16 protein-coding genes are annotated in these 18737 nt (G+C 58.3%); 3 read left to right on the top strand and 13 right to left on the bottom strand.

All coding sequences use genetic code 11. The annotated features are described in order from the left end of the window. Positions 1 to 83: 83 nt before the first annotated feature. From AM218_RS15600 to AM218_RS15650, 11 genes are all read right to left on the bottom strand, one after another. Positions 84 to 914 (bottom strand): DUF1206 domain-containing protein, encoded by an 831-nt coding sequence (locus AM218_RS15600; RefSeq protein ID WP_071843815.1) that lies wholly within the window; start codon positions 912 to 914, stop codon positions 84 to 86. 220 nt (positions 915 to 1134) lie between these two features. After that, positions 1135 to 2409, bottom strand: coding sequence for an L-fucose:H+ symporter permease (gene fucP / locus AM218_RS15605; protein WP_054414930.1), 1275 nt, complete (start codon positions 2407 to 2409; stop codon positions 1135 to 1137). A 72-nt stretch (positions 2410 to 2481) separates the two neighbouring features. Beyond that, positions 2482 to 3672: a glycoside hydrolase family 130 protein gene (locus AM218_RS15610; RefSeq protein ID WP_082318330.1), complete on the bottom strand. Its 1191-nt coding sequence runs from the start codon at positions 3670 to 3672 to the stop codon at positions 2482 to 2484. A 105-nt stretch (positions 3673 to 3777) separates the two neighbouring features. Further along, positions 3778 to 4875, bottom strand: coding sequence for a LamG-like jellyroll fold domain-containing protein (locus AM218_RS15615; RefSeq protein WP_054414932.1), 1098 nt, complete (start codon positions 4873 to 4875; stop codon positions 3778 to 3780). Positions 4876 to 4950: 75 nt separating this feature from the next. Continuing rightward, the gene (locus AM218_RS15620; protein WP_054414934.1) at positions 4951 to 6453 is read right to left on the bottom strand and encodes a RagB/SusD family nutrient uptake outer membrane protein; all 1503 of its coding nucleotides are present in this window, start codon (positions 6451 to 6453) and stop codon (positions 4951 to 4953) included. Between the two features lie 21 nt (positions 6454 to 6474). Beyond that, a complete protein-coding gene (locus AM218_RS15625; protein ID WP_054414936.1) occupies positions 6475 to 9933 on the bottom strand; it encodes a SusC/RagA family TonB-linked outer membrane protein in 3459 nt (1152 codons plus the stop codon). A gap of 43 nt (positions 9934 to 9976) precedes the next feature. Beyond that, positions 9977 to 11008: a FecR family protein gene (locus AM218_RS15630; protein ID WP_054414938.1), complete on the bottom strand. Its 1032-nt coding sequence runs from the start codon at positions 11006 to 11008 to the stop codon at positions 9977 to 9979. A 134-nt stretch (positions 11009 to 11142) separates the two neighbouring features. After that, positions 11143 to 11715 carry an RNA polymerase sigma factor gene (locus AM218_RS15635; protein ID WP_054414940.1) on the bottom strand — a complete coding sequence of 191 codons (573 nt, stop codon included), beginning with the start codon at positions 11713 to 11715 and terminating at the stop codon, positions 11143 to 11145. Between the two features lie 199 nt (positions 11716 to 11914). Continuing rightward, a complete protein-coding gene (locus tag AM218_RS15640; RefSeq protein WP_054414942.1) occupies positions 11915 to 12133 on the bottom strand; it encodes a CsbD family protein in 219 nt (72 codons plus the stop codon). 73 nt (positions 12134 to 12206) lie between these two features. After that, positions 12207 to 12800, bottom strand: a complete 594-nt coding sequence (locus AM218_RS15645; RefSeq protein WP_071843816.1) for a hypothetical protein — start codon at positions 12798 to 12800, stop codon at positions 12207 to 12209. Positions 12801 to 12843: 43 nt separating this feature from the next. After that, positions 12844 to 13581, bottom strand: coding sequence for a hypothetical protein (locus AM218_RS15650; protein WP_054414946.1), 738 nt, complete (start codon positions 13579 to 13581; stop codon positions 12844 to 12846). A 222-nt stretch (positions 13582 to 13803) separates the two neighbouring features. Here AM218_RS15650 and AM218_RS15655 point away from each other — a divergent pair, with 222 nt between their 5' ends. Then, a complete protein-coding gene (locus AM218_RS15655; protein WP_054414949.1) occupies positions 13804 to 15321 on the top strand; it encodes a hypothetical protein in 1518 nt (505 codons plus the stop codon). A gap of 81 nt (positions 15322 to 15402) precedes the next feature. Here AM218_RS15655 and AM218_RS15660 read toward each other — a convergent pair whose 3' ends face one another. Continuing rightward, entirely contained in the window at positions 15403 to 15675 is a 273-nt protein-coding gene (locus AM218_RS15660; protein WP_054414960.1) for a hypothetical protein, read from the bottom strand. A gap of 200 nt (positions 15676 to 15875) precedes the next feature. On the opposite strand from AM218_RS15660, the gene AM218_RS15665 reads away from it, so the two are divergent. Further along, entirely contained in the window at positions 15876 to 16289 is a 414-nt protein-coding gene (locus tag AM218_RS15665; protein WP_054414962.1) for a DUF6799 domain-containing protein, read from the top strand. A 27-nt stretch (positions 16290 to 16316) separates the two neighbouring features. Here AM218_RS15665 and AM218_RS15670 read toward each other — a convergent pair whose 3' ends face one another. After that, complete coding sequence (locus AM218_RS15670; protein ID WP_054414964.1) at positions 16317 to 18155, bottom strand: WG repeat-containing protein; 1839 nt, start codon at positions 18153 to 18155, stop codon at positions 16317 to 16319. A gap of 124 nt (positions 18156 to 18279) precedes the next feature. Here AM218_RS15670 and AM218_RS15675 point away from each other — a divergent pair, with 124 nt between their 5' ends. After that, positions 18280 to 18681 carry a hypothetical protein gene (locus AM218_RS15675; RefSeq protein WP_054414966.1) on the top strand — a complete coding sequence of 134 codons (402 nt, stop codon included), beginning with the start codon at positions 18280 to 18282 and terminating at the stop codon, positions 18679 to 18681. Positions 18682 to 18737 lie beyond the last annotated feature (56 nt).

Genomic DNA, 18737 nt, shown 5'->3' on the forward strand with positions numbered 1-18737 from the left:
ATACAAAAAGCCTCCCGCTGAAATCTCATTTCAGCGGGAGGCTTTTTGTAGTGGTTCTACGGTTTGTGGAGAGCTTAGAAAGGCTAAATACCGTTCAGTACGGGGTATTTGGCCCGCACCAGCATGTAGAGGCCGTAGGCCATCAGGCCAAGCGCAACAATGGCCAGGGCGGCGGGGCCCATAGCGGCCAGGAAATCGAAGGCCTCATCGGTGGTGCCTACGGCTGCCGCGCGGTGCTGGCGCCCGGCCTGCACAAAAAAGTACCCAATAATACCCAGCACAATGCCCCGGGCAGTGTAGCCCACCTGGCCCGTGCGATACACAATCTGCTGCTGATTGGCAGGCAGGCCACTATCATTCACATGTTTGCTGAAAGAGCCGGAATAGGCGCGGTAAATCTGATACAGGCCGGTACCAATGATGATTAGCCCGAGCAGCATCACCAGCCATTCGCCAGCCGGCCAGTTCAGTACTTTGGCTGTCAGGTCCTGGCGGGCGTTGCCGCCTTTATCGGCATAGCCGTTCATCGCCAGTTGTGCCGCATACCAGGCCACGCTGGCATATACCAAGCCGCTGCCGGCATAGCCCAGCCGCCGACCTAAGCCTTTAGCATCGGAGCCTTTGTTCTCCGTATCGCGCAGCGCCTGCGTAAAGCGCCAGATTATGTAGCCCAGCAGGCCAAAGGCAATCAGCCCCAGCAAAACCTGGCCGCCCGGTAAACTCTGCACGGTTTGTACAGCCTGTTCTTTATCGGCCGTTTGGCCGCCCTGCTGCCCGGTAGCGGCCAGCAGCGCCAGAATGCCCATCAAAAAATACACCACGCCTTTGGCCGCAAAGCCAAAGCGGGCCAGCGCCCGAATGCCCGCCGAGGGCGAACCGGGCACCGCAGCAGAAATAGTAGTTGCAAGCGACATAAAAGGAAGTGAGTTGATAGTTGCCCGTTGTGAGTTGCCGGTGGGTAGTTGGTAGGGAAAGCCCGTTGAACGAACTGGCAACGGGAAAGTCTACGCAGAACAAGCTCCACATGGCTAAAAGAAAGCGCCCCGCTTCACCAATTTCGGTGGGGCGGGGCGCTTTAATCGAGCATAAACCGGCACCAGAGGTGTAGCTTCCGGGAGCTGTGCGGGGAAAGGACTACCGCAGCCGGTAGAGCCGCGCCCCAAACAGCGCAATAAAGAGGTAGCATATAATGGGCAGGTAGTAGGCCGCCGCTATATCATGGTTAGCCACTTTGCCCATCAGGTAAGGAAACACGGCCCCGCCCGCCACGGCCATTACCAGGATAGATGAAGCCTGCGGCGTGTGCCGTCCCAGGTCTTTGATACCGAGGCTGAAAATGGTGGGGAACATGATGCTGAAGAAGAAGTTGATCAGCAGCAGCGCCCCAAACGATACCCAGCCCCAGCTCTGCGCTACTACTATACACATCAGTACATTAGCTAACGCAAAGGCCGTGAGTAGCTTGTTGGGGGCTATATAGCGCATCAGGAAGGTGCCCACAAAGCGGCCCAGCATCATCAGTACCATGAACAGGGAAAAGTAGCCGGCCGCGGCCGCATCAGAGAGGTGCATCTTCTCCACGCCATAGTTGATGAAAAAGGCCCAGGTGCCGCCCTGCGCCGCTACGTTGAGAAACTGCGCCAACCAGGCCCACCGAAAGTGTGGGTGCTGAAACAGGGTTCTGGCCGCCGGCACTTCCTCGGCCGTGCCACTGTAAAAGCCGGCTTCCGTTTCGGCCGGGGCCAATGGCGCACCATGGGCATCCTGCAGTGCGGGTACTTTAACAAAGGAAAAGGCCACCGCAATAGCCAGAATGGTGCTGCCGATGCCCACATACAGCAGCTTTACCGACGATAAGTCGCCATCGGTGTGCGGGCCGCTGAGGATGAAGTAGCTGCCTAACAGCGGCCCCACCACGGCCCCCAGGCCATTAAATGACTGGGCAAAGTTCAGGCGCTGGTCGCTGGTGCGCTGGTCGCCGAGGGCTGCCATGAACGGATGCGCTACTGCCTCCAGCGTGGCCAGCCCGCAGGCCAGCACGAACAGGGCTCCCCGGAAGAAGCTGAACGATGCCGCGTTGGCCGCCGGTACAAACAGGAAGGCCCCTATGGCATAGAGGCTTAACCCCAGCAATACTCCTTTTTTGTAGCCGAAACGCTTCATGAACAGTCCGGCCGGAATGCCCATTACGGCGTATGCCCCGAAGATGGAAAACTGCACCAGCCCCGACTGCGCCTTGCTCACGTTGAGCACGTTCTGAAAGTGCTTGTTCAGCACATCGCCCATGGTAATGGCAATGGCCCAGAGCATAAACAACGACGAGACGAAAATCAGCGTCGGAATGTACTTTTTCTCGGTGAAAGGTACCGAGGTAGGGGCGCCAAGGGTCGAATTAGCAACGGATTGCATGAAGAGGAAGGAAAAAGAACGTCATGCCCTGCAGAGCAAAACCTGACGTTCTAATGGGAGAAATATAGGTGCCTACTCTACCGGCCGTGTGGCCACGGCAATTTTGGAGTCGGCCGTACCGTAGTACATCAGCCATTTGTTCTGGAACCGTACCAGCCCTTCCAGGAACACCACTTGGTTTACCTGGCCTGTGGTCTCGTAAGGCTTTTCCGGGCGCATGAAGTAGTTGTCCAGGCGCTTGAGCAGCTTGGTGGGGTCGTTTTTGTCGAACAGGGCCTGGGCGGCGGTATAGGTGCCCTCGGGCAGGCTCTTGTCGCCAATGGCGGGCACGTTGCGGCTGTTGTAAATCAGGCGGATGCCCTGGTCGGTGAGCATGGCCGGCGGGCCGGATTCCACCAGGTCGCTGTCAAACTTGCCTTCGCGGGTGGGCAGCACAATCTTCAGCTCGGGCATGGTAGCTGCCTGGGCGCGCAGGGGTACCGGAGGCTTCTCGCCGGCGGCCATTTCAATGGGCGTCCAGTGGATAAGGTCATCTGAAGTAGCCAGCCAGATTTGGGCATCGCCCCAGTACATCCAGTACTTGCCGTTGATTTTGGCGGCCACAATGCGCCCGTCGTTCTCGTAGCGCGAAACAATGGAGCCTGACTTGGTCCACTTATCCACGTACTTACCGCCGGCGGCCTGGGTAAATACGTTACCGTACTTGGTCCATTTCATCAGGTCTTTGGAGGTGGCAATGTGCAGGCGGGCCTTGTCGCCGTCGTAGGCGGTGTAGGTCATGTAGTAAGTACCTTTGTCATCCTCCACCACGCGCGGGTCCTCGGTGCCGCCGGGCCACTCCCAGCGCTTCTGGTCGTCGTAGTCGGGGTAGAGTACCGGCTCGGCCATGCGGGTAAAGTGCAGGCCATCGGTGCTGCTGGCCAGCCCGATGCGGGAGGTTTTGCCCACCGGTGGCCGCACCATGTTCTCGGCCCGGTATAGCATATACACTTTGCCGTCTTTCACCACCACGGCGGGGTTAAACACGTCTTTTTCTTCCCACATAATGGTCTGCTTCAGGATGGGGTCCTGAAACTTGCCCACAGTACTGGGGCCCATAATGGGGTTGATGCTGTCCACCTTAGTGAAGTCGAGCAGGGCCCAGTTGTCGCCCACAATAGGCTTGGTGCTGGTCTTATCAGAATCGGTGCGGTTGCAGCTTACCAGGGCCGTCAGGGCCAGTCCGGTAGCCGCCAGGCGCCAGTTTAAGTCGAAAATAGTCATGCGGTTAGGGTAGAGGTGAGGCGTGAGGAGATAAAAAATATCTCCCACTATTCCCGAAGCAGAAACAGTGGGAGATACTGATGTTCGCTCACACAGGCTTCGCGCTTACAGCGAGTTTTCGATGGTGTAGATGGAGTTTACTTCCGCGTCGGTCAGAGCCCGGTTGTAGATGCGGATATCATCCATAGAGCCGATGAAGAAACCGGCCCCGTAAAACTTGAAGTAATCGGCTGCCTCGCCCGAGGGAGCGGCGCTGTCGTAGATGCTGTTGGGCAGCTGCTGACCGATGGCCAACGGAATAGGCTTAGGCGTGGCTTTCAGCGCTCCGGTAATGCCCGTCCAGGTCTTCACTAGGGCGCCATTGATGTAGAATTTCATGGTGCCGTCCACGTACGACGTTACCACGTGCGTCCAGGTAGCATCGGCCACTTCACCCGTTTCTGCGTCTTTGTCGGTAATGCCGGTAGTGGTAGCCACGGTCAGGAAAGGCTTGTTGGCTCCCTGCAGCTGGAACTTGTAGCCCTGCCAGCGGTTCAAGGACACAATGTAGTTGTCGGCATTAGTGCCGTTGCGCTTTACCCAGGCACTGATGGTAATAGCCTGCGGGTTGAGGGCAACTTTGTAGGGTACCTCAATGTAAGCGCCTTTATCGAAGGCATACGCTTGGTTAGGACGGCCAAATCGGTCAGCTACCAGCACAGGCTGGGTAGTTCCCATCATTTTCGTTGCCGTTGTAGTGTTGGGGTCATTGATGTAGCCGGCCATCAGCATGCCGTTGTTGCCGTTTGAGGTAGCGTCGTTTGCATTGCCTTCAAACTTCCACTGGGCCACCAGGTTAGCCGCCGATACCTCCTGCACCAGACTGCTCTGGAACGCCTTAGCTGCCCGGCGCAGGGCTGCTTCAGCGGAGTTTACCGTGGTTTGGGTAGCCGAGGCATCATTTTTAGTAGCCGTGGCCGCGTCGATGGCCGTTTTGAACGTAGCCTTGGAGCCGGTGCTGTAGTTGCCGGGCTTGGAGCCTTCTACGGCGGCATTGTGCACCGCTGTTGTGGAGTCAATCAAAGCCGAAAGCTTGGTTTTGTCGGACGTCACAGTAGGCGCGTTGTCATTATCATCATCCGAGCAGGAGGTGATGGACAGCGACAGAGCCCCGAACAGGAGCCAGCCAAAGAGTAGGGATAGGTAAAGCTTGGATTTGTTCATGGTGGGTATTGAAAAAGGATGTGAGATAAATGGAAAAGTGAAAGGGGAATTGGGTAAAAAAGTGGTGTCTGGTGCCTACTCAAACAGGCGTTTATTGGTGTCCCGCTCGCTCTGCGGAATGGGATAGAAGCGGTGCTGAGCGTAATTGAAGTTGGGAATGGTGCCCAGGGCCTGGCGGGCGTAGGCCTCGCCGTAGCGCATTATGTCAAAGTAGCGCTGAAACTCCAGGGCCATTTCAGAGCGCCGCTCCTGCCGGATAATGTCGCGCAGTTGGCCCTGGTCGTTGGTCGTGATGTCGGGCAGCAGGCCCTCGGGAACCGTGCCGGTGCCCGCCAGAGTAGGGTCATTCAGGTAGCTTTCGCGGGCCCGCTTGCGCACCTGGTTCAGGGCTGCCAGTGCGGCGGTGGGGTTGCCGGCTTCATTGGACGCTTCGGCATCGATGAGCAATACCTCGGCGTAGCGAATGGCCTGGAAGTTCAGGTCGCCGTCGCCCTTAATGGCGGCCGGAATTTCTGACAGCGGCTGCAGGTGCTTTTTCGAGAGGTACCCCGTCGTGCTCCAGTTCACATCAAAGGGCTCCCCAAAAAACAATTGCCCTTCCCGCCCAATGGAATAGTCAAGGCGCGGGTCGGGCGTGCCATCCGGGGCCTTCTCAAAGTTGTCGACCAGGCTTTGCGTGGGGTGGAAAAAGCCATAGCCATTCTGTTGGCGCGGCGCAAACCACTGGTTGAGGTTGTTGCCCTGCGCCGGGCTCAGGCCGGAAGTATGCTGCACGGCGAAGATGGCCTCCGAATTGTATTTGGTGGCGGCCCGGAAATTGTCGGCATATACCGGCAGTAGCTTGTAGCCCAACCCCTCCACCTGCTGCGCCGTTTGGGCAGCCAGGGCCCATTTCTGCTCATACAAATAGGTTTTGGCCAGCAGCGCCAGGGCCGCGCCCTTGGTCGCCCGGCCCTGGTCGGCGCCGCTCCAGCTTTCCGGTAGATTATTGGCCGCCGCCAGGCAGTCGGCCTCAATCTGGGCGTAGATAACGGACTGGTCGCGGGCCGGGCTTTGCAGCTCGGCGGGCGTTTCCACCTTCACGCGCAGTGGTATGCGCCCGTAAATAGTAGTCAGCTGAAAGTAATAGTAGGCCCGCAGAAACTGCGCCTGCCCCATAGCCTGCTGCCGCACCCCGGCACTCACGCGGGTGTTCGACTCGGGCAGGCCATCCAGCACCACGTTGCAGCGGAACACGCCGTCGTAATAGCGCTTCCACAGGGCTTCCACGGCCGAGTTGATGGGCGTGATGTTGAACTGGTCAATATTGTCGAAATCAGCCTGGTCGCCGGGGTTGCTGCCCTTCACGGCGTCGTCGGAAGCCACGTCGCCCAGCACCCAAATCGGGTTAGAGGCTGCGTCGCGGAAAGAAAGCGGCACGTAGGCCGCATTAACGGCCAGAATGGTATTGGCATCGGAAGTGAAGAAGGCGCCGGCTTCAAACTGGCCCAGCACGGGCTGGTCCAGAAACTTCTCGCAGGCGGCCATAGACAGGCCCAGCAGGGTGAGCAGGCTCAGGGTGATGCGCTTATTTTTCATAACGAAAACGGCTCGGTATTCTTAGAAACTAGCATTGATGCCCAGCGTGAAAGTGCGCGCCGAGGGGTAGTTACCCCAGTCGATGCCCACAGCCCGGGCGCCCTCGCCCAGCGAGTTGCTGTTGGTGCCCTGCTCGGGGTCAAGGCCGGTGTACTTCGTGAAAGTCAGCAGGTTCTGAACGCTCAGGTAGAGCCGCACCGACGATACCCGCATGGGCGTGAGCAGCTTTTCCCCGAAGGTGTAGCCCAGCTGCAGGTTTTTCAGGCGGAGGTAGGAGCCATCTTCCAGGAAGCGGTCAGAAGGCTGCTTGTTGTTGGAGGCCCCGGTCCAGGAAAGGCGCGGAAACTCGTTGGTGCTGCCTTCGCCGGTCCAGTAGTTGGTGGCGGCGCGCTCCGTCAGGTTGAAGGCCCGGTAGAACCCTTCGATATCGGTGTTGACCTGGTTATACAGCTTGTTGCCGTACACGCCTTGGAAAAACGCGCTCAAATCCAGGTTTCGGAAGCTCAGGTTACTGGTCAGGCCGTACGTCAGCTTCGGAATGGGGCTACCCACAAAGGTGCGGTCGAGGCCATCGATTACTCCATCCGGCGTACCGTCGGGGCCGCTCAAGTCCTTGAATTTCACGTCGCCGGGCTTGATGCCCGGACCCTGGTAGGCGCTGGTGAATACCTCCTGCGCATTCTGAAAAATGCCGTCGGTTTGCAGCAGATAAAACGAGCCTATGGGCTGGCCTTCGGCCGTGAGCGTGGCGTAGTAGTTATTATCGATGCGGGCACCCACAATCGAAGGGGCATCGCCCAGGGAAATAACCTCGTTTTTCAGAGTAGCCAGGTTGCCATTGAGGCTGTATTTCCAGTCTTTGCCAATGGAGTTGCGGTAGTTAAGCTCTACTTCCAGGCCCTGATTGCGGATTTCGCCCACGTTGGCGGGCGGGTTGCCGCGGCCCCCGGCACTGCTGGGCAGTGGCAGGTTCAGCAGCACGCCGGTGGTGTTCTTAATGTAGTAGTCAATCGACATTTGCAAGGCCCCGCGCAGCACGCCCACATCCAGGCCCACGTCGGTTTGGGTGCTGCGCTCCCACTGAATGTTGGGGTTGCCCACGGAGGTAATCGTCAGCCCCTGCGTGGAAACGCCGCCGAAAGGATAGTAGCCCGCATTGCCCACCAGAGAGGCGTAGGGGTAGTTGCCGATGGCCGAGTTGCCGAGCTGGCCCACACTGGCCCGCAGCTTGAGCTGCGACAGGGCCGTGATGTTCTGCATGAAAGACTCCTGCGCCATATTCCAGCCCGCTGAGCCGGAGAAGAAGGTTTCGGCCCGCTGCCCTGGCAGAAACTGGGAGGAGGCGTCGCGCCGGTAGTTGAAGCTGGCCAGGTACCGCTGGTCATAGTCGTAGCCCAGGCGCCCGAAGGTGGACCAAAGCGAGGAGTGAGTCTCGTTGCCGCCGTTCTGCTGCACGCCCGAGCCCACATCAAGATACTGGAAAGGGCTGGACTGATCCACGTAGCCCCGCCGCGAGGCTGACATGGCCCGGGCATTATTTTTAATCGCCTCTGTACCCAGCAACACATTGATAGTGCTCTTGCCCAGCGGCAGATCGTAGGTGGCGGTGTTGGTCCAGTTGTAGTTGAATTCGTTGCTGTTCGACTGCGCCAGCTGGGGCGGCGAGTTGAAAGAACGGTCGATGCCGTAGGTCTTGAAAAACTGCTTGTAGTCGGTAATGCGGAACGTAATGCCGTAGTCTGACCGCACCCGCAGCCGCTCAATGGGGGTAAAGTCTACGTAGCCATTGCCCAGCAGCGCGTAGGAGAAGAAGTTGCGGTCGGCGGCATCGGCCAGCGCCACCGGGTTAATACCGTCGCCGAAGAAGGCGGAAGCATTGGTGCCATCCGCAAACTTAGGCAGGTCCACAAACTGCCCCTGCGCATTGTACACCGGGGTAGCTGGCGTGCGGAACAGGGCGTAGCGCACAATGCTGGCGCCCGGGTTGCCGTCGCCAAACCCGTCGCCGGAGGAGCCTACCTGCCGGGTTTTGGTGTAGGAGAGGTTGGCGTTGGTGCCCACCTTGAAGTACTTGGATAGGGTGCTATTGATGCCCGTGCGCAGCCCGTAGCGGTCAAACGACGAGTTCTTAATCAAGCCGTCCTGCGTGAGGTAGCTGCCCGATACAATGTACTGGGAGTTTTCGCCGCCCCCGCTTACGTCCAGCTGCACGTTGTGCTGCCAAGCCGGTTCCAGCACCTCGCGTAGCCAGTCTACATCGGGCAGGGTGGCCGCCACAGCCGGGGAAATCTGGCCGCGCCCGTCATTCTGGGCGGCTTCATTAAAGGCCTTCACGTATTGCTCCGTGTTGGCCATTTTAATCAGGTTTGCCGGCGTCTGGAGCCCGGTATAAGCGTTCAGGCTCAGCCGCGGCTTGCCCGATTTGCCCCGTTTGGTGGTAATGATGACCACCCCGTTGGAAGCACGGGCACCGTAAATAGCCGCTGCTGCCGCATCCTTCAGAATGTTGATGCTCTCAATATCATTCGGCGAAATCTGGTTAATGCCGTCTTTGGTAGGTACGCCGTCAATGATATAGAGCGGATTGTTGTCGTTGATGGTGCCTACACCCCGGATGCGCACGGCAATGGCCTCGCCCGGGGCGCCCGTGGCCTGGGTTACGGCCACGCCCGCTGCCTTGCCCTGCATAATCTGGGCCACGCCCGTAACCGGCAAGGAGTTGATGTCCTGCTGGTTGATCTGGGATACGGCCACCGTTACGTTCTCTTTCTGCTGGGTAGTGTAGCCCAGCACCACTACTTCTTCCAGCGCCTTCACGTCGGTTTGCAGCTTGATAGTGAGCTGGGTGCGGCCCTGCAACGGAATTTCCTGGGTCACGAAGCCAATGGCCGAAACCACCAGCGTAGCGTCAGCATTGGGAAGGGTCAGGGTGAAATTGCCGTCGTTATCGGTCTGGGTGCCGTTGGTAGTGCCTTTTACTACAATAGTTACCCCTGGTACGGGCGTGTTGTCGGGGCCGCGCACCTGGCCCTTCACCGTTTCAATCAGCGACGCCATGGAGGCATCTATATCGTTTGTGGTATAGAATACAGGATTTTTTGCAATCGATTGCAGCGAGGCACCGGATGATTTTGGCGCTGAGATGATGTACACATTGTGAGCCGTTTTCTCGATGCGCAATCCGCTCATCGTGATAACATACACGAGCTTGTCCTGCCAGGTATTAAACGTATGGCCTTCCAGATTGACGAACTTATCCTTCACCAACTCGCTGCGATACAGAAAGAAAGCTTTATGCGCCGCTTTCATCTCCGACAGGAAGCTTTCCAGCGACATGCCCCGACTGGCCGCGGCCCGGTTTGGCTGGTCCTGGGGTGTTTTGAGCAGCGCTACCAACGGCGCCTGGGCCTGCGCGGCAGTGCTCAGACTACCAATCAGTACCAGTGGCAATAACTTGATTGGAAAAGTAGAAAAGGCCATAGCGTGGATAATGGAAAGTGAAGCGAAGCAAAACCTGGAAAGCTTAGTCCAGCCAGACGTGCTGCCCCTCGCGGCGTACCTGCACATCCAATGACTTACCAAGCGAATTGAGTAATACCTCCAAATCCTGATTGGGAACCGAGCCGGTCAGCTTCTGCTGTACCAGGGCCGGGTTATTAACCGTTACCTGCAGGCCGTAACCATCGCGCAGCAAGGCTACCACGTCGGCTACCGGCGTATTATTAAAGTCAAGATGCCCGCTGGTCCAGGCCGAATAAAAGTCGGCTTTCACGGTACGCTTAGTAAGCGGGGCCTGGGGCTGGCTGGCATCGGTGCTTACCAACTCGCCGGGCTTCATGAGCACCTGTTCGGTGTGGCCGGCCTGGTGGCGGCTAAGCTGAATCTGTCCGGTGCGCAGCACTACGTTGGTGCTGCCGCCTAAGTGACGCACATTAAACTGGGTACCCAACACGGCTACGTCTACGGTGCCGGCATGCACGGTAAACTTCACGTTGGCCGGCGCAGCGGCCACGGTTTTCAGGCGGGCAGGTGCGGTATGCCGAACAATGAAATAGGCTTCGCCTTTGAGCCATACTTCGCGGGGCTGTCCCGGGGCCCAGTCTTTGGATAGCGTCAGAGTTGAGTTGGCATTCAGCATCACCTGTGAGCCATCGGGCAGCAGCACCTGGCGCTGCTGATGGGCCAGGGTGGTGTATTGAAGCTCAGTGGGAAGCATATAGCGCCAGAATCCCAGACCTACCATTAGCATAGCGGAGAGAACGGCCAGTACTACCGGCCATCGGCGTTGCCGACTTACGCGTAGCGCTGGGGCCGGCTGTAGATAGTGTCGGAATTTCGCCAGCTCCTCCTGCTTGATAGCTTCGGGCAGGGCGCGCGGCCGGCCTACTACCTGCTGCAGGATGGTCTGCGCTTCGTGAAACTCGGCCGCTTTGCCGGGGTTTTCGATCAGCCACTGTTGCCAGAAAGACGTAGTGGCCACATCGTGCCCCAGCACGAATGCCTGAAACGATTCATCGGCCAGGAAGTCTTCGGTAGAGTAAGCAGAGTAATTCATGAGTAGAGGACCGAGCAGCAGGGCGGTAGCAGGACCGTTCAGGCGCTCTTTTATCTCTACCACGGCGCAATGGGCCGTTTATACTCATGGATTGGTAAATTTTTTTCACCCGGGCTGTTTGCGGGCTTTGGTGCCTACCGGTCCAGCGCCCAAGAGGCTTTCATAACCTTGCGAATAGCCTGCAGGGCATTGAAAACCAGGTTGCGGACGGATTGGGTGTTGAGCGACATCACCTCGGCAATACGCTCGTAGGGGAAGCCATCAAAAAAACGGAGGTATAGAGCCTCGCGCTGGCGGTTAGAGAGCTGGTTAATGGCTGCCAGCAGGAGCGCCTGCTGCTCGGCATCCGTTTGCTCCGCAATAAGGAACTCCTCGTGAGAATAGGTTACCTCAAACGAATCCGCCGACAATGGCAACAGGTAGCGCCGCTGTTTCACCAGCTTGATTTCATCGCCCAGATGATGGCGCAGCGCTTTAAAGAGATAGGCCTTGACAATTTGAATGGCGCGCACGCCCTGCCGCCGCCGCCACAGCTTTTGAAACAGATTTTGGATGCTGTCTTTTACCAGCTCCTCATCGCCGGTTAGCTTAACGCCATAGTTGAACAGGGCTTCGTAGTGCAGCTCAAACAGCATTGCCAGCGCGGCCGCTTCGCCGCCGCGGAAACGCTCCCAAAGCTGTACACTATGCTGTTCGTCGGCTGTCATAAGAATCAAAGCAGCGCGCCCGCCAAATGCGTGCTCCTGCCGCAGATAAGCTAAGGTAGAGTAATTAATGACTTGTCCTACCAGCCCATCTGTCAACGAAATCCGGTGGTTGAGTACAGCAACCAGAGCGGGCCTTAACGCAATGCGGGCTGCCCCTGAGTTCAGGAGCAGCCCGCGTTAGTAACGACAGCGTTATAAGTTAAAATGTGCGCTGAAACCAGGATTTGATATCACTCAGGGTTTCGCCGGTTTTCTCCTGCATCCGCCCAAACCACTCGTCCTGCTGGCCTTCCTGGTAGTCCAGGTCGTCATCGGTGAGTTGGCCCCACTTCTGTTTGGCCTGGCCTTTGATTTCATTCCAGTTTCCGCGAGCCCGCAGCTCGGTATTGTCTTCTATGTTATTACGATTAACGTCCATGACAAAAAGGAATTAGTGAAAAAGCAAAGGTGCTTTCTCCCTGTACGGCTCTTTTATAGACGTGGTTGAGTTTTTATTGCCACTGGCTAAGGGCAACAACCACCGCTATGGTAACTGCTACTAGGGCAGCGCCTGCGCCCACACCAAAACCGGCTGCTGCTTTACCCAGCTTTTTGTTCTGGGCCTGCTGCTTGTAGCCCCGTACATAATCTGGGTTCTGCAAAAGCTCGGGGCGGGATGGAATAATATTCTTGTCTTTGGGCGGGGTGGCTGCAATAGCGGCACCGGTTGCAATACCCCCCAGCCCATAGGCACTCATCGTTATAAATGTAGCACCACAGGTGCCCCAGAAGGCCCCTTTGGCCTTGAACAGCTGCCGGGCATCAGAACGGCCCAATTGCTCGGCTTGCTGTGGGGTAAGTGCCGGCGGCGTGCCGGCCACTGCCTTATTACCCAGCACCTCTTTCGTGCCGTTGGCATACCGTATTAAAAACACTTCCGCCGCGGGCATACGAAGCGTATCAGTGCCGGTCATGTATACTACCTGGTCGGGCGTTATGCGCACTACTTTGGCCGGCAGCTCTTCGCCGGAGGTCCGCAGAATGACGTCCTGCGCCTGGCTCAGGGCAGGCAGCAGCAGAAACAAAAAAAGTAAAAAGCGTCGCATACAGGTAAGAGTTGAGGAAGCTGAGAGAAGAGCGTATCGGTAGTTAGCGCCGCCGCGAGTTAAACCCGAACAGCAGGCTGAAGCGGGCCCCGCCATTGCCGGGTACTACTGCAAAATTTACCGGAAAATTCACCCCGTAGGCCTGGAAGGAGGTGCCAACGGCCAAGGCAATGTTGGCACTCACGGGCGTCAGGTTGGGCCCAATGCCAAACTCAAACCCCTTCTTGCCCCGAATACCAATCAGGCCGTTTACGCTGGGGATAAATTTACCCTGCTCCAGACCGCCAATCAGCGGTACTATCTCAAACAGGCCGGAGGTGCCGTTGGGCAGGCGGAAAATGCGCGTTTCAAACTGCCAGCCAAACTGCGTGAGGAAGGGATTCAGGCTAAACTCGTCCTTGGCCTTGTCTACTACGGCCCCTGTCAGGACCGTAATGCCGATGCGGGGCCCGCTTAGGTGCACGGGGTCGAAGGCGGGGTTGGCGTCGCCGGGCACCACCGAGCCATCGGTAGGGGGAGCTACGCCGCCGGGCGGTGCCTGGCGCGGGAGCCCGCCTGCCTGCTGTTGCGGCTGCTGGGGCGTAATAATTTCCTTGGAGCCATTGGCGTAGCGAATCATGAACACCTCGGACTTGTACACCGAAATCAGCGGGCCTTCCGGGTTATCGAAGCGTTTGTAGGTGATGAGGGTAGGGGTTATCTCCACCACTTTCACCTGTACCTCTTCGCCGTTTTGCTTCACCAACAAGTCCTGGGCCTGCGCCAGGCCGCTTATCAGCATAAGCCAGAACAAAAAAGTAGCTGCTTTCTCATAGGTGGTGTGGTTAAAAGATTAATCAGGGTTAAAGCTGAACTTATTAATGATAAGCTGCAAGATGATATAAGCCTCCGGCGGACTTCCTGAGAAACCTATGCATCTATGTAAAAAATTGAATGATAGTGATTTGTAGATGAATATTCAGACTTTATTATTCTGCATATTTGAAGCCTATACTTAGCTATTATGGATGATCTGCGCACGGCGCTGCTGGCCCTGCCCTTAGAAGAGCGAAAAGACTTCCTGCAATTCCTGCATCGGCAGGGCCGCAAAAGCAAAGGCCGCATGGATGCGCGCCTGGGCGAGCTGCTGCTGCACAAGAAGGAATACACCACTGACGAACTGCTGGCGCTCCTGTACCCGGAAGAGCCCAACGCCGTGGCGTACTATGCGCTGCGCAAGCGCCTGCTCCGCCACTTCACCGATTATCTGGTGCTGCGCCAGCTGCAGCAGGACCCCACCACGGCCGCCACCGGGCGCGGGCTCCTGCAATTGGCCCAATACCTCTTTGAAACCGGCGTGCCCCGGCTGGCCTGGTCCACCGTGCGCAAAGCCGAGAAGCTGGCCCAGGCCAATGACCAGTATGAGCTGCTGAACTCGGTATTCAACCTGCAGATTGCGCACGCCCACAGCGAGTACGCCGACGACCTGACCAGCATCATCCGGCGCCGCAACCTCAATAAGAAAGCCGCCGATGAGGAAGAGCGCGCCGCCATTGCCAGCAGCCTGATCCGGCAGCGCCTGCTGGAAGCCCGGGCCCTGGGCCGCAACGCCGCCTTCGATACCATTGCGCACGAGGTGCTGCGCGAGTATGACTTGCTGGAGGCCTTTGCCCGGCGCCCCACGCTGCTCTACCAGCTGCTGTCCATTGCCCGCAACACCATGCTGGCCCGCCGCGACTTCGCTTCCTTTGAGCCCTTTATCATCCGCTGCTACCACCTCATGGAAAAGCGCCACGGGTTTGCGCCCGCGCACCGCTACTATCAGTTGGGTCTGCTTTATATGATAGCGCACGTGCTCTACCGCAACCGGCACTTCCAGCGCTCCATGGAATACCTGGAAACCCTGCGTCAAACCCTGGCCGACGGCCCCCGCAGTCTGCACGCCGAGTACTACCCGCGCTATATTGCTTTGCTGGCGGCCAACCAGGCCTTTCTGCGCCGCAATGCCGACAGCATCCGGCTGCTGGAAAGCATGCTCCGGGGCGCTACTACGGCCATGCGGCTCCAGGACCAGCTCACCATCCGGCTGGGGCTGGGCTTCCACTATTTCGCCGAAGGCCGCTACGCCAAAACCAACCAAGTACTGCTGGCCATTGGCCGCTCCGACCAGTGGTGCGAGCAGAAAATGGGCGTGGAATGGACTTTGAATAAAAGCATGGGCGAAATGCTGGTGCAGCTGGAGCTGGGCAACCCTGATCTGGCCCTGAACCGCCTGCGCGCCATTGAGCGCAGCGTGCGGGAGCGGTTTGGCGACACCGGAGCTTATCAGTACATTCTCAGCTATCTGGCTCTGGTGCGGGAAATTATTCAGGATCCGGCCGTGGCTACGTGCCCGGCCTTTGCGGAGCGCGTGGCCCAGATGCCCCACTTTTTGCCCCTGGAGCGAGAAGACCTGCAGGCCCTGAGCTTTTACGCATGGCTGAAAGCCCGCACGTTAGCCAAGCCTTACTATGAAGTGTTGCTGGCCCTGGCCGGCGCTTAATTGCATAAAACACAAAAGCGCCCCCGGCACGAGACCAGGGGCGCTTTTATAGAAAGTACAGCGCCCGTTTGGGCAGCGTACTTAGTTTTTAACTTCTTCTTTAGCAGCGGCAGCAGCTTCGTTGGCAGTCTGCTCGGTGGTAGTAGCAGCCTTTTCGCCGGCAGCTTCTACAGTCTGGCCAGCGCCTTCCATGGCGTCATCCGTAGCAGCAGCAGCCGTGTCGGCAGCCATTTCGGTGTTAGCAGCCGCGTTATCTACGGTGGTTTCAGCCTGCTGCTCTTCGGTCTTGGTGCAGGAAGTGGCAACAGCAGCGAAAGCAACGGCAATCAGGGCAGATTTCAGCGAGAATTTCATAGGAATGATGTTTGAGTCAGTTGGAAATGTTGCCCTTAATCAGGTTGTGGAAGAAAGGTAACCCGTTGGCCCAGGGCTGGCCCTGTATTTGTCGGGGCAGGGCAACGCTGGCCCCCTGGCTGGCGTAGGTCTGATTTCGATTTCTTCTGCTTTTCATTTCTATGCGTCTGGTCCGTTTTTGCCTCTTTGCTTTTCTATGCTTGTCGTTTTCATTCAGCCAGGCGCAATCGGCCAATGATGGTTTTCTGCGCCGTGACGGCACCATGTATGTGGTGCGCAACGGCGCTCAGCGGCCCATGACGCAGGATATACACCTGCCCAATGGCCGCACCGTAAGCCGGGATGGATTTATAGTGGAAACCGACGGCCGCCATACCGAGCTGGCCGAAGGACAGGGCTGCACGCTCCACGGTGCGGTGGTAGCCGTGCGCGCCGGAGCCGGTGGGCAGCTAACTTTTGCTTCAGCGCCCCGCCCGGCTGCCTCCGCTGCCACGCGGGTAGCCGCGGAGCCCACCGGGTGGCAGCGCTGGGTGCAATATGGCCCTCGGGGCAAAGCCAAAGGACACAAGAAAAACGGCAAGCACAAAGGCGGCAAGCACCGGGGCGATGATTAACCGAAAAGGCCGGACTGCTCTGGCTGGTTAGTTATCCACCGGGTCGCCGTCGGCGTCAATAAAGAAGGTTTTGCCATCCTGCGTTACCCGGGCCTTGCCGTCCACGAAGTCGCTGGCCTGGGTGTATTGGCCAAAGGGTTCCGTGCCTTGGTCGGGGTTGGCCAGGTAGCGGGGAGTGATGAAGGTGTAGTGGCCTTTCATCTTCACGCGGGCCACACCTTTATGGAAGGAGTAGGCTTCCTGGAAAACGGGTGGTGGGGTTTCGGTTTCCTCGGGCCCGGTAATGTAAAACCAGCCCCGCTGATTGAGCACGGCGGCCCGGCCCTCGCTAAAGTCAAGAGCATTGTAGAAATACTGCGGAAACTCCTGGCCGTCCTCGTCCACAAAGGTGTACAGGTCGCCGATGCGGACGCGGGCATAGCCGTCGGAGTACGGCTTTAGGGCATCGTAGGCGGGCGGGAGGGTTTCGTCTCCATCGGTATCTACAAAACCATACGCCCCATCCTTCTTCACCACGGCATTGCCGTTAGCATCAAACTCCTCTACGGAGCTGTACAGGGCCGGAATCACCAGGTCGCCATCCTCATCGGCATATCCCCACTTACCGTCTTTCTGGAAAGGGTGGGGGGTATCGGCTGTGAGGTGGCTGAGGCCCCACAGGCTTAGGCCCAGTACGGCAGCTCCGGCGGCAGCCACGCCCACCCGCGGCAAGCGGCGGCGCCAGGCCCGCACCCGCCGAAACCCGGGCGCCACCAGACCTTTCAACTGAGTGCCGGCCGATGACTGGCGCTGCATCTGCTCTTCCAGCTGCCTGATTTTAGCATCCAGCGCCTGGTTGCGGGCCGCCGACTCTGCCTGCGAAGCCCGGATAGCTTCCTCCAGCGCCTCCTTTTCGCGGTTTTCGGTGGCCAGCTGCTGACGGATGGTAGCCGCTTCGGGCGCTACTGCCGGGGCCTGCGCCAGCTGGGCGCGGAGCTGGGCAATGCTTTGCTCCCGCTCCGCGTCGCGGGCTTCCATGGCCTGTAGCTGTCGGGCTAGCTCCGCCTGCATGGTGGCGCGCAGCTGCTCCAGCTCCTGCTTTTCCTGCTGGTGGGTTTGGCCGGTTGTGGTTTGGTAGGCGTTGCGGTCTACGTCCTCAATATCTTCGGCCCCCAGCCAGCTCCAGAGCTGCGCTGCTTTCTGCCGGAAAAAGTCGCCGGCATTTTCCGGGTAGGCCGGCTCCTGCTCCGGCTCGTTTTCATGGGTTGTTGCTGTTTCAGTAGGTTCCTGACCTGCGTGGGTTTCGGCCGGAGCGGCTCCCAGCGTTTCGGCCAACTGGTGCAGCTCAGTAGCAGAAAGGTCTATTTCGGGTGTGGCCAGCTGGCTCAGGCGGCGGGTAAAACGACCTGGGTCGGCCAGCAAATGGAAGTTACTGGAGCCAGGTACGGCACTCATGGCCGCCTCTACTTCCGGAGCAAAAGTCACTGGCTCGCCAAACAGCAGCAGTCCGGTGGTAAAGTTCAGATTGGCCTGATCGGCCGTGAGGTGGGGGCGCAGGAAATCAGCCAGCGCTTCTTTTTGCTGTTGAAAAGCCTGATAGGGGTTGGCGGCCTGCTTGCCCGGCATGGGGGCGCCGCCCAGCTGCCAGGGGGCGCTGGCAAAGTCTGTGAGGGTGAGGTGGCCGCCGCGGGGCTCTAGCAGGAGAATAGCCACCGCATGCGGGCGAATCAGTACAGCATCGAGCACCAGACCATTGCCTACGGCCAGCTGGCCCAGCAACAGGGTATCGGGCGCGTCGGCTTCCGCCTGTAAAGCGTCCCGGACCGCTTCATACTGTGCAAGCCGGGCGGGGGTGGGGAAAGCGGAAAAAAGAACTTCGTATAACATAGGAGCAAAAAGCGGCACAGGGCCCGGGCGCATGTACGAAAAGGAGTCTGGTAGGGTGGCTTAACTTTTCCGGCGGCAAACAAGTATATGCCAGCACTACCTCGGCTTTTTTTCGTTTCATTCTATGGATTCCATCACCCCCACTCCCCAGTCTACGCCTACGCCCACAGTACCCCTGGAAGTAAGCGACGAACAAAACTCTGCCTTGGTCGAGGATACGCTCACATTGCTCAACGAAGGAGTTCCCAGCCGGCAAAACAAGCATGGCCTTTCGGAAATCGGTCGTTGGGAAGAAGTGCTGCGTGCCAGCGGCCGGCCGGGCCTGGCCAAAATTACGCAGGAAATGACAGCTCTGCGTGAACAGCTCAGCCAGGAAAACCCTGATAGCCACACCCTGGCCGAAATAATGGCCAGCCTGGGCAATGAAACCATAAAGGTAGCGGAAGAAGCTGCCAACGGCTACACCGCGCCCCTCACGCATTTGGGTAAGATTCTCATCAAGCTGGGTTCTACGTTGTCGCGCTAGCGGCTACCCACAGCCTGCTCTAAGCCAGAACGCCCGGCCACGTAAGTGGCCGGGCG

The organism is Hymenobacter sp. DG25A, assembly GCF_001280305.1.
Classification (GTDB): domain Bacteria; phylum Bacteroidota; class Bacteroidia; order Cytophagales; family Hymenobacteraceae; genus Hymenobacter.

Coding starts and splice junctions, on each gene's coding strand:
- AM218_RS15650 (WP_054414946.1), bottom strand. CDS start 13,581: ATGCTGATAAGCGGCCTGGCGCAGGCCCAGGACTTGTTGGTGAAGCAA.
- AM218_RS15620 (WP_054414934.1), bottom strand. CDS start 6,453: ATGAAAAATAAGCGCATCACCCTGAGCCTGCTCACCCTGCTGGGCCTG.
- AM218_RS15635 (WP_054414940.1), bottom strand. CDS start 11,715: ATGACAGCCGACGAACAGCATAGTGTACAGCTTTGGGAGCGTTTCCGC.
- AM218_RS15610 (WP_082318330.1), bottom strand. CDS start 3,672: ATGACTATTTTCGACTTAAACTGGCGCCTGGCGGCTACCGGACTGGCC.
- AM218_RS15630 (WP_054414938.1), bottom strand. CDS start 11,008: ATGAATTACTCTGCTTACTCTACCGAAGACTTCCTGGCCGATGAATCG.
- AM218_RS15655 (WP_054414949.1), top strand. CDS start 13,804: ATGGATGATCTGCGCACGGCGCTGCTGGCCCTGCCCTTAGAAGAGCGA.
- AM218_RS15645 (WP_071843816.1), bottom strand. CDS start 12,800: ATGCGACGCTTTTTACTTTTTTTGTTTCTGCTGCTGCCTGCCCTGAGC.
- AM218_RS15660 (WP_054414960.1), bottom strand. CDS start 15,675: ATGAAATTCTCGCTGAAATCTGCCCTGATTGCCGTTGCTTTCGCTGCT.
- AM218_RS15640 (WP_054414942.1), bottom strand. CDS start 12,133: ATGGACGTTAATCGTAATAACATAGAAGACAATACCGAGCTGCGGGCT.
- AM218_RS15675 (WP_054414966.1), top strand. CDS start 18,280: ATGGATTCCATCACCCCCACTCCCCAGTCTACGCCTACGCCCACAGTA.
- AM218_RS15625 (WP_054414936.1), bottom strand. CDS start 9,933: ATGGCCTTTTCTACTTTTCCAATCAAGTTATTGCCACTGGTACTGATT.
- fucP (WP_054414930.1), bottom strand. CDS start 2,409: ATGCAATCCGTTGCTAATTCGACCCTTGGCGCCCCTACCTCGGTACCT.
- AM218_RS15670 (WP_054414964.1), bottom strand. CDS start 18,155: ATGTTATACGAAGTTCTTTTTTCCGCTTTCCCCACCCCCGCCCGGCTT.
- AM218_RS15600 (WP_071843815.1), bottom strand. CDS start 914: ATGTCGCTTGCAACTACTATTTCTGCTGCGGTGCCCGGTTCGCCCTCG.
- AM218_RS15615 (WP_054414932.1), bottom strand. CDS start 4,875: ATGAACAAATCCAAGCTTTACCTATCCCTACTCTTTGGCTGGCTCCTG.